The 9090-nt window shown below is 73.3% G+C and carries 12 protein-coding genes; 4 read left to right on the top strand and 8 right to left on the bottom strand.

Translation table 11 applies throughout. The features are described from left to right. Positions 1-18: 18 nt before the first annotated feature. From ACFRMQ_RS33200 to ACFRMQ_RS33165, 8 genes are all read right to left on the bottom strand, one after another. Positions 19-261 carry an acyl carrier protein gene (locus ACFRMQ_RS33200; protein WP_380734462.1) on the bottom strand — a complete coding sequence of 81 codons (243 nt, stop codon included), beginning with the start codon at positions 259-261 and terminating at the stop codon, positions 19-21. 92 nt (positions 262-353) lie between these two features. Then, complete coding sequence (gene acpS / locus ACFRMQ_RS33195) at positions 354-770, bottom strand: holo-ACP synthase (protein WP_380734461.1); 417 nt, start codon at positions 768-770, stop codon at positions 354-356. A 1-nt stretch (position 771) separates the two neighbouring features. Then, positions 772-1641 carry a hypothetical protein gene (locus ACFRMQ_RS33190; RefSeq protein WP_380734460.1) on the bottom strand — a complete coding sequence of 290 codons (870 nt, stop codon included), beginning with the start codon at positions 1639-1641 and terminating at the stop codon, positions 772-774. A 166-nt stretch (positions 1642-1807) separates the two neighbouring features. After that, on the bottom strand, positions 1808-2710 hold the full coding sequence (locus ACFRMQ_RS33185; protein ID WP_380734459.1) for a diiron oxygenase: 903 nt from the start codon (positions 2708-2710) through the stop codon (positions 1808-1810). 27 nt (positions 2711-2737) lie between these two features. After that, positions 2738-3778 (bottom strand): class I SAM-dependent methyltransferase, encoded by a 1041-nt coding sequence (locus ACFRMQ_RS33180; RefSeq protein WP_380734458.1) that lies wholly within the window; start codon positions 3776-3778, stop codon positions 2738-2740. Positions 3779-3805: 27 nt separating this feature from the next. Continuing rightward, entirely contained in the window at positions 3806-4627 is an 822-nt protein-coding gene (locus tag ACFRMQ_RS33175) for a class I SAM-dependent methyltransferase (RefSeq protein WP_380734457.1), read from the bottom strand. 88 nt (positions 4628-4715) lie between these two features. Continuing rightward, positions 4716-5228, bottom strand: a complete 513-nt coding sequence (locus tag ACFRMQ_RS33170; RefSeq protein WP_380734456.1) for a MaoC family dehydratase — start codon at positions 5226-5228, stop codon at positions 4716-4718. Between the two features lie 226 nt (positions 5229-5454). Beyond that, complete coding sequence (locus tag ACFRMQ_RS33165; RefSeq protein WP_380734455.1) at positions 5455-6693, bottom strand: trans-sulfuration enzyme family protein; 1239 nt, start codon at positions 6691-6693, stop codon at positions 5455-5457. A gap of 213 nt (positions 6694-6906) precedes the next feature. Here ACFRMQ_RS33165 and ACFRMQ_RS33160 point away from each other — a divergent pair, with 213 nt between their 5' ends. The 4 genes from ACFRMQ_RS33160 (at position 6907) to ACFRMQ_RS33145 (ending at position 9021) form a co-directional block, all read left to right on the top strand. Beyond that, positions 6907-7275, top strand: a complete 369-nt coding sequence (locus ACFRMQ_RS33160; RefSeq protein WP_380734453.1) for a BlaI/MecI/CopY family transcriptional regulator — start codon at positions 6907-6909, stop codon at positions 7273-7275. After that, complete coding sequence (locus ACFRMQ_RS33155; RefSeq protein WP_380734452.1) at positions 7272-8168, top strand: M56 family metallopeptidase; 897 nt, start codon at positions 7272-7274, stop codon at positions 8166-8168. The genes ACFRMQ_RS33160 and ACFRMQ_RS33155 overlap by 4 nt, the downstream gene beginning before the upstream one ends. A gap of 135 nt (positions 8169-8303) precedes the next feature. Further along, positions 8304-8627, top strand: a complete 324-nt coding sequence (locus ACFRMQ_RS33150; protein WP_380734451.1) for a heavy-metal-associated domain-containing protein — start codon at positions 8304-8306, stop codon at positions 8625-8627. A gap of 112 nt (positions 8628-8739) precedes the next feature. Then, positions 8740-9021 carry a metal-sensitive transcriptional regulator gene (locus tag ACFRMQ_RS33145; protein ID WP_380698260.1) on the top strand — a complete coding sequence of 94 codons (282 nt, stop codon included), beginning with the start codon at positions 8740-8742 and terminating at the stop codon, positions 9019-9021. The last annotated feature ends 69 nt before the right edge of the window (positions 9022-9090 follow it).

Here is a 9090-nt window from a genome sequence, read left to right as displayed (position 1 = left end):
GCCCTGAGGGGCGGGTCGTCAGCGGACGGCCGTGCTGAGGAAGCGCTCCTCGATGACGCGCAGCGTGCGCAGGTGGTCGACCTCCAGCGCGGTCATGTCGATCTTCCGGCCGCTGACCTGCTCCAGCAGGAAGACGAACTCCACGAAGGACAGCGAGTCGATCAGCCGGTTCTCGATCAGGTCGAGGTCGGGGGCGATGTCGGTCCGCTCGGGGTGGCGCTTGAGGATCCAGGCCTTGATCGGCTGCAGGGTGTCGGACACGGTCGTACTCCTTTGTCGTCGTTGTCGTCGTGCGGGTGGGGGTGGGGGTGGGGGTGAGGTGGGGGAAAGCGGCTGGAAGGGCTGGACGGGGCTCAGGCGACCGGGATCGGCGCGCCGACCGCGACGGCGTAGTCGACGTCGTGGCTGATGCTGACGGTGATCCCGCTGATGCCGGCGTCGGCGGCCAACCGGGCGGCGCGGCCGTGCAGTTCGATCAGCGGCCAGCCACCGGGCGCCTTGCGGACTTCGATGTCGAGCCAGGGCAGGATGCTGTCGGCGACCCGCAGGGTCTTGAACGCGGCCTCCTTGGCCGCGATCCGGCCGCACACGGCGAGGACGTTGATGCCGTCGGCCGTCCGGCAGTCGGCGAGCTCGCCCTCGGTGAGCAGCCGGGCGAGGAAGGGCTCGCCGTGCTCGCCGATCAGCTCGCGGACCCGCCCGGCCGAGACGATGTCCATGCCGAGGTTCGCCCAGCCGGCGGGGGGCCCGGGCTCCGCGGCGGCGGTCATCTCAGACCGCCCTACCGGCCTGCCGGGCGGCCTGCTCGACGGCGGCGGTGGCCGCCTCCCAGCTGCCGTGCCGGCGGGTCAGGGCGGAGAGCCAGCGCTCCAGCCCGAAGGCGGCGCAACTGGTGAAGGCGGCTTCGCCGGTGCCGGCCACGGTGATGCCGCAGCGCTCGCCGAAGAAGTTGCGGTGCACGTTGACGGAGGCGATGGCCAGGCCGTCGTACAGGAACTCCCACTTGACCGGCGAGAGTTGCTGGAGCAGCAGGCGGGTGCCGCCGCGGTCGTAGAACGGGTCGGTGGCGACCTCCTTGCCCAGCGGCAGGTCGAGCGCCTCGGCGAAGGCGGTGATCCGCTCGGTGAAGGCGGCCAGGTGGGCCTCGGCGTGCTCGCGCGAGCCGAGGGCGATCACCTCGCGCATGTGGAAGCCGAGGACGCGGCGCAGGTCGTGGTACTCGGTCTCCTTGCGGAAGCACCGGCCGACCACGGTGACCAGGGTGCCGTCGGCGACCTCGGTGCCCGCGTGGTCCAGGTAGACCGCGTAGCAGGCGGCGGACGGCAGGGCGAGCGCGCCGGGCTCCAGGGCCTGCCGGGGGAAGGACCCGGTGGCGGGGTCGAAGGGGTGCTCGGCCCGCCGGTCGAGGTCGAGCGGGCTGGCGAGGATCGCCTGGTGCGGGAAGTTGTCGAAGTAGTCGAGCCGGGCCAGGTCGGCGGCGGGCAGCAGCGCGGGCATGGTGAGCGGCGCGGCCCCGGCCTGGACGCCCCAGCCGGCGAAGGTGTCGTCCAGCAGGCGCAGCAGGGCGGTGGCCTCGGGCCCGAGGGCGAACAGGCCGCCCTGGTCCGCCGCGCGGAGCGGTGGTGCTTCGGTGGGACTCATCGGTACCTCGTGGGGTCTCGGTGGTCGGGACGAACAGGGGTGGACGGAGACGAACAGGGGTGGACGGAGACGGACGGGGGTGAACGGGGAGGGACGGAGACGGACAAGGGTGAGCGGGGACGGACGGGGTGGAATCGTGCTCCCCGCGAGGGGATCGAGGCCGGCGTCAGCCGACCGGCAGGGTGTCGTCGGTGAACAGGCCGATCTTGCGGAAGAAGGCCATCGGCTTGCGGATCACCCGGCGCTCGGCGACTCGCCGGGCCGGGTCGGCCAGGACGGCGGCGCGCAGGCCCAGCGGGTCGGCGATCCCGGCATCGCGGTAGACCTCGGGGTTGTAGAAGGAGTTGACGCTGAAGACGATGTACCGCTTGAGGTACGCCTCGACCTCGCGCAGCCGGTCCTCGTCGACCCGCTCGCGCATCAACCCGTAGAGGTGGGATACCAGTTCGCGGCCGAAGGCGATGTGCCGGGACTCGTCCTGGTGGTGGATCGCGTTGACCTGGCGGATGGTGCGGCAGAGCCGCTCGTCCTGCCCCATCGCCATGTTGTAGTGGTCGACCATCTCCTCGAAGAACAGGATGCGGGCGAACACCAGGAAGTTCTCCACCTCCGGCTCGTACAGCGGCGCGGGCCCGAGGGCGGCGACCACCGGCGGCCGGTAGATCTTCCGGCCGTAGCGCAGGCAGAACTCGGCGAAGAACCACATGTGTTCGTTCTCTTCGCCGATGAAGTGGTGGAAGAAGTCCGAGGGGGCCTCGAAGCCCGGCTGGTGGATCCGGTTGACCACCTCCATCAGGAGTTCGCGGATGCCGTGCACGTTGAGGCTGTAGAAGTTGATGCTCTCCCACTTGGACAGCCGCTGGAGGGTGGCCTCGTCCAGTCGCTCCGCCTGGGCGGTGCCGGCCACCGAGATCAGCTCGGGGCTCATCCACCACTGGTCCTCGTCCAGGTGGTCGGCCCAGTCGAAGCGCTGGTACGGGTTGTAGTAGTCCTCGATGGCCTTCTCGGTGAGCCGGTCGAGGAGTTCACGGAACCGGTCGGTGACATCGGGTCGGGGCACGGTGGTCATGGTGCGGCCTCCTTCTGGGCTCGGGTCTCAGCGGCGCGCCTGGTAGACCGCGCTGACGGCGGTCTCGGCGGCGCGGCGCCAGCGGGTGAAGCCGGCCTCCTCGGCGATGGCGCGCAGCGCCTGCTCGCCGGAGTGGTTGCCGAGCGCGTGCGGGCCCTGCTGAGCGGCGGCCACCGGCAGGCACATCACGGCGGACAGGCTCATGAACATCCGTCCGGCCGGGTTGCGGTTGTCGGCGAGCACGGCGCGGGCGTTGGGCTCGACGATCATCCAGACGCCGTCCTCGGCCAGCGCCCGGTGCGCCCAGCGGGCGGCCGGGACGGGGTGGCCCAGGTCGTGCAGCACGTTGAAGTAGCTGACCAGGTCGTAGTCCCGGCCGGGGAAGGCGTCGGCGGGGGCGACCTCGAAGCGCACCCGGTCGGCGAGGCCGGCCCGGCGGGCCAGTTCGCGGGCGTGCTCGATGGCGGCGGCGGAGTAGTCGAAGCCGGTGAACTCGGCGTCCGGGAAGGCCTCGGCCATGATCAGGGTCGAGTGGCCGACCCCGCAGCCGACGTCGGCGACCTTGCCGCCGGCCCGCAGCCGGTCGGCGACGCCGTCCAGCGCGGGCAGCCAGTGCCGGACGAGGTTCGCCCGGTAGCCGGGCAGGAAGAAGGCGCCCATGCCGGTGTCCAGCGCGTCGTCGTGGTCGGACCACTCGACGCCGCCGCCCTCGCGGTAGGCGCGCACCAGCTGGTCCTCGGTGGCGTAGAGGGCCTTGAGGGCGGTGAAGAAGGCGGCGACGTAGGCCGGGTCGTCCTCGTCGGCGAGGACGGCGGCGTGCTCCTCGGGCAGCCGGAAGGTGTCCTGCCCGGCGTCGTGCTCCAGGTAGTCGGCGCTGGTCTGGGCGTGCAGCCACTCGGTGGCGTAGCGCTCGTCCAGGCCGGTGCGGACGGCGAACTCCTTGGCGGTGAGCGGGCCGGCGCCGGACAGTTCCCGGTACAGGCCGAGGCGCTCGCCGAGGGCGACGGTCAGGCCTCGGACGGCCGCGGCGGCGTCGTCGATCACCCGGTCGCGGAAGGGGGTGGTCATGGGGGTACCTCCTGGCTCGGGGCCGGGTCAGGCCGGGTCGGCGGTGTACAGGAAGGAGCGCGGCACGCCCGGCACCTCGCGGGGCACCACCCGGTACGGCCAGCGGCCGAACTCGGCGCCTTCCTCGCCGGGTTGGCGCACCTCGCGGACCTGCCAGCCGCACTCGGCGAGGAACTGCTCGGGCTCGTCGGTGCCGAACCGCCAGGGCGCTCCGTCCTCGGCGAGGGCGTTCAGGAACGGCCGGGCCAGCGGGTTGATCAGCGAGATCCGGCTGGCGAAGTCGCCGAGCAGGACGGTCCCGGCGGCGGACAGCTCGCGGATGGTGCCGAGCAGCCGGCGCACGTCGTCCTCGGTGAGGAAGAAGCTCAGGCCCTCGACCACCCAGAGGGTGGGCCGGTCGGTGCGGTAGCCGGCCAGCAGCAGCAGTTCGGTCCACTCCCCCGCCAGGTCGACGGCCACCGGCCGCCGGGTGACGCCGCTCGGCGGCTCGGAGTTGTCCAGCAGCTGGTCCTTGGCCAACAGCAGGGCGGGGCGGTCGAGTTCGTAGACGGTGGTGTCATCGGCCCAGCAGTCGAGGCGGTACGGGCGGGTGTCCATGCCGGCGGCCACGAACACCACCTGGCGGATGCCTCGGTCGGCCACCGCCTTGGCGATCGCGCGGTCCAGGTAGCCGGTGCGGATCGCCAGGAACTCCACGGTGCCGGCGCCCGTGTAGCGGTCGAGCAGCTTGAAGCCGGTGTCGGCGGCGACCGTGCGGGCGTACGGGTCGACGAAGACGGCGTCCGGCCGTTCGGACTCCAGCGCTCGCGCGGCGGCCGTCCACTGGGCGGTTTTCGAGACTGCTTCCATGGGATGGGGCTCCTTCGGATTGACGGTCGGCGGGCGGGGGCCGGCTCCAGGGCTCGGTGGGCGGGCGTCAGGCCTGGGCGGGCGGGCGTCAGGCCGCGGTGACGGGCGGCGCGACGGGCCCCGGGTGCACCGGGTCCACCGAGAACGGCACGGCGGTCCGGGTCCGCCGGCGTTCGAAGATGCTGTGCAGGATCATGCTGAAGACCAACCGGCCCTCGCTGTCGACGAGTTCGCATCTCGGCTGGACGATCCCGGTGGTCGGCCGGCCGAGCGAGGGCGCGGCGCCGACCACCCGGACCCGGGCGGTCAGCACGTCGCCGGGCCGCACCGGCTGGTGGTAGCGGATCTCGTCCACGCCGGGCGAGCCGACGCAGGCGCTGTCGGCGAGCAGCCCGTCGACGTAACAGCGCATGAACAGTCCCGCCGTCTGCCAGCCGCTCGCGATGATCCCGCCGTACGGCGAGGCCTGCGCGCGGTCCTGGTCGACGTGGAAGGGCTGCGGGTCGTAGCGCTCCCCGAACGCGACGATCTCGTCCAAGGTCACGGTCACGGTGCCGAGTTCGAACACGTCGCCGGGCTTGAAGTCCTCGAAGTAGTACACGGATTTCCCCTGCCGTCGGCACCGGAGGCGGTCGGTCCGCACGGACCCGGCGCGGGCTGTCGAGACCCCCTCACGGTAGGCAGCCACCAATGATTTGGTCAATCCAAAAAAGCGACTATGTCAGAACAACTGCCGGGCGCCGCAGGCGGATCGGCTCCCGTGGGGCGCGGGCCCGCGCCGGGGACGCGGGTGGTCCGCACGGGCGGGAGGGCCGCGGGCGCCCTGGTCAGACCAGGCCGGACAGGGCCTGGGCGAGGTCGCGCCAGAGGTCCCCGGCGTCCTCGATCCCGACCGAGAGCCGGACCGTGCCCGGACCGATCCCGGCCTCCTTCAGCTGGGTGTCGCCCAGTTCCCGGTGCGAGGTGGAGGCCGGGTGGGTCACCAGGGTCTCCACGCCGCCGATCGACAGCGCCAGCCGGGCCAGCCGGACGGCGCCGATGAACCGCCGGCCCGCCTCCCGGCCGCCGGCCAGGTCGAAGGAGAGCATCCCGCCGTACCCGGCCAGCAGCCGGTCCGCCACGGCCCGGTCGGGGTGCCCGGCCAGGCCGGGCCAGCGCACCTCCGCCACCGCCGGGTGCGCGGCCAGCCGCTGCGCCAGCAGCGCCGCGTTCTCGCCGTGCTGGCGCATCCGCACCGCGAGCGTCTGGAGCCCGCGGATGGTCAGCCAGGCGGCGAACGGGTCCGGCGTGGCGCCGAGTTCGACCGCGCGGGTCCAGACCGTACGGTGCAGTTCCCGGTCCGCGAAGACCGCGATCCCGCCGAGCACGTCGCTGTGCCCGGCCAGGTACTTGGTGCTGGAGTGCACCACCACGTCCGCGCCGTGCCCGATCGGGCGGCACAGGATCGGCGAGGCCAGCGAGTTGTCCACCACGCCGAGCAGCCCGTGCGCGCGTCCGGCCGCGAGCAGCGCGGGCAGGTCGCAGACCCGGGTGGTCGGGTTGGCGATGGTCTCCAGCAGGAGCAGCCGGCTGGTCGGCCGCCGGGCCTCGGCGATCTCCTCCGGGCGCTCGGCGTCCAGGTAACTGGTCTCGATGCCGTACCGGCGGCCGAGGTCGGTCAGCACCGAATGGGTGCCGCCGTACAGGCACTTCTGGGCCAGCACGTGGTCACCCGGCTTCAGCAGCGACAGCAGCACGGCGCTCATCGCGCCCATCCCGGAGGAGCTGGCGATCGCCGCCGCGCCGCCCTCCAGTGCGGCCACCGACCGCTCCAGCGCGCGGACCGTCGGGTTGCCGCGCCGGGTGTAGACGAAGTCGCCGTCCGGCCCGGCCATCGCGGCGGCGATGGCGTCCGCGTCGTCGAAGGCGAAGCCGGTGGTCTGGTGGATCGGCACGCTCAGCGGGCCGGTGCGGCCCCGTCCGTCGGCCGCGTGCCGGGCGGCGGCGTGCACCACCAGGGTGCGGGGGTCGAGTTCGGGGGCGGTCTCCGGTGCGGCCGCGCCGGCGGCCGGTTCACGAGTCGTCATGGCGCCCAGGATGCGGCCGAACCGGGGGTCGAAGGCAAGGGGGTATCCCGAAATGCCCTGATGTCACATCCGAGTTGACAAGGTATTTGCCTCGGACTTTTACCGATACCCCACCCCCCTTCGGTTCTCGCCCCTCCCCCTCGGCGGGCCCACCGCCTACCATGACGGAGGATCATCGAACGCGAGGGCGACGAGGGCGAGGGGGCACCGGAGATGCGGCGCTTGGGGGAGCTCGAGGCGGAGATCATGGACCGACTCTGGTCCTGGGACGAGCCGACCACCGTCCGCAGACTCGTGGACGACCTCAACACCTGCCGCCCGATCGCCTACACCACCGTGATGACGGTGGCCGAGATCCTGTACCACAAGGGCCATCTGCGCCGCCGCAAGGCCCGCCGGGTCTGGCTGTACGAAACCGTGCGCAGCCGCGAGGAGTACACCGCCGCGCTGATGGCCGACGCCCTCACCGCCAGCACCGACCGCTCCACCGCCCTCGCCGCGTTCGCCGAGCAGATCACCCCCGAGGAGCGGCAGGCGCTGCGCGCCGCGCTGGAGGCACTGCTCTCCGAGCGCGCCGAATGACCGCCCTGGCGGCTTCCGTCCTCGCGCTGTACGCGGCGCTGGCCGGTGTGCTGCTGCCGGGCCGGCTCGCCCGGGCGGACTGGCCGCAGCGGGCGCCGGGCCTGGCGCTGGCCGCCTGGTTCGGGCTCGCGGCGACCTTCATCGTGGCCGTCGCGCTGACGGCCTACCACTTGGCCCTCGCCGGGCCCCGGGCGCACGCCCACGGTCTGCTGGCGCTGTTCGAGCCGGGGGCGCCACCCGCCGGAGCCGAGGGCCCGGCCGTGCTGGTGCCGGTCGCGCTCGCCGCGGCCTGGCCGCTCGCCCGGATCGCCGCCGCCTCCCGCCGGGCCCGCCGCGACCGGGCCGAGCACCTGGACCGGCTCGCCCTCGCCGGCCGGGCCGACCCGGCGCTCGGCGCGGTGCTGCTGGACCACCCGGCGCCGGTCGCGTACTGCCTGCGCCGGGGGCCGGTGGTGATCAGCAGCGGGGCGGTCGCCCGGCTGACGGACGGTCAGCTGCGCGCGGTGATCCGGCACGAGCGGGCCCACCTGGCCGGCCGCCACCACCTGCTGCTGGCGCTCGGCGCCGGACTCGCCGACGCCTTCCGCCGGTTGCCGCTCGGGCGGGCCCTGCGCACCCAGGTCGCACCGCTGCTGGAGATGCTGGCGGACGACCGGGCGGCCCGCGGCTGCCGGCCCGAGGACCTCGCGGCGGCGATGTGCGAGGTGGGCTCGCTGCGCCCCTCCCCCGCCACCCTGCCGGCCGGCGGCGGGGCGCGCACCCTGCTGCGGATGCGCCGGCTGCTGCGGCCGGCGCCCCGACTGCGGCCGGTGGCCCGGCTGGTGACGGTGACGCTGATCGCCCTGGGGCCCCTGGTCCCGTACCTGCTCACCTGCGGGCCCACACCGGGCTGAGGCCGCCCTCCGGAAGTGCCCGGGGCCGGGTTCCGGCTACCCGGTTCAGTACCCTGGGGGGGTATGGTATGTTCAAAGTGAAACAGCCGCCCGGGCAGCCCGGCCGGTGCGGACACTCACGACAGGAGCACACCCATGAGCGAGACCACCGTCACCGTCGAGTCCGCCGCCACCGAGGCCCCCTCCTCCTGCTGCGGCTCGTGCGGCACCAACGCCGCCGCGGCCCCGGCCGCCGAGTCCGCCCAGACCTCGGTCTTCCAGGTCAAGGGCATGACCTGTGGCCACTGCGTCAGCTCGGTGACCGCCGAGCTGAAGAAGCTGGACGGCGTCGACGACGTCGCCGTGGACCTCGCCACCGGCCAGGTCACCGTCGGCAGCACCCGGGCACTGGCCGACTCCGACGTGGCCGCCGCCATCGACGAGGCCGGCTACGACCTGATCGGCCGCGTCGAGGGCTGACCGGCAGCCTCGCCCGGGCGGGCGGCACCCCCGCCCGTCCGGGCCGGCTCCGCCCCTCACGCGCCCCGGTAGAGTGAGACCACTCCTCACCGCACAGGAACCGGAGACGGCCATGGCCAGCTACAGCTCCCACAAGGACGACTTCCTCAAGCGGCTCCGCCGCGTCGAGGGCCAGATCCGTGGCCTCCAGCGCATGGTCGAACAGGACACCTACTGCATCGACGTCCTGACCCAGGTATCCGCCGCCAGCCGCGCCCTCCAGTCCTTCGCCCTTCAGCTCCTGGACGAGCACATCGAGTGCTGCGTCCGGGACGCCATCGCCGAGGGCGGCCAGGAGGCGAACGGCAAGATCCGCGAGGCCAACCAGGCCATCGCCCGTCTCGTCCGCTCCTGAGCGACACGGCGGGGACGGCACCCACGCACAGCACGGGAAGCCCTCCGCTGGCAGCTGCCACCGGAGGGC

Origin of the sequence: Kitasatospora sp. NPDC056783 (genome assembly GCF_042789895.1) — a bacterium.
In the GTDB taxonomy this organism is placed as follows: domain Bacteria; phylum Actinomycetota; class Actinomycetes; order Streptomycetales; family Streptomycetaceae; genus Kitasatospora.
The sequence above is the reverse complement of the archived record's forward strand: the minus strand, read 5'-3'. Positions and strand labels throughout refer to the sequence as shown.

Excerpts from the sequence above, each read along its gene's own strand:
- acpS (WP_380734461.1), bottom strand. The coding sequence starts at position 770 with ATGACCGCCGCCGCGGAGCCCGGGCCCCCCGCCGGCTGGGCGAACCTC.
- ACFRMQ_RS33190 (WP_380734460.1), bottom strand. The coding sequence starts at position 1,641 with ATGAGTCCCACCGAAGCACCACCGCTCCGCGCGGCGGACCAGGGCGGC.
- ACFRMQ_RS33185 (WP_380734459.1), bottom strand. The coding sequence starts at position 2,710 with ATGACCACCGTGCCCCGACCCGATGTCACCGACCGGTTCCGTGAACTC.
- ACFRMQ_RS33180 (WP_380734458.1), bottom strand. The coding sequence starts at position 3,778 with ATGACCACCCCCTTCCGCGACCGGGTGATCGACGACGCCGCCGCGGCC.
- ACFRMQ_RS33175 (WP_380734457.1), bottom strand. The coding sequence starts at position 4,627 with ATGGAAGCAGTCTCGAAAACCGCCCAGTGGACGGCCGCCGCGCGAGCG.
- ACFRMQ_RS33165 (WP_380734455.1), bottom strand. The coding sequence starts at position 6,693 with ATGACGACTCGTGAACCGGCCGCCGGCGCGGCCGCACCGGAGACCGCC.
- ACFRMQ_RS33160 (WP_380734453.1), top strand. The coding sequence starts at position 6,907 with ATGCGGCGCTTGGGGGAGCTCGAGGCGGAGATCATGGACCGACTCTGG.
- ACFRMQ_RS33155 (WP_380734452.1), top strand. The coding sequence starts at position 7,272 with ATGACCGCCCTGGCGGCTTCCGTCCTCGCGCTGTACGCGGCGCTGGCC.
- ACFRMQ_RS33150 (WP_380734451.1), top strand. The coding sequence starts at position 8,304 with ATGAGCGAGACCACCGTCACCGTCGAGTCCGCCGCCACCGAGGCCCCC.
- ACFRMQ_RS33145 (WP_380698260.1), top strand. The coding sequence starts at position 8,740 with ATGGCCAGCTACAGCTCCCACAAGGACGACTTCCTCAAGCGGCTCCGC.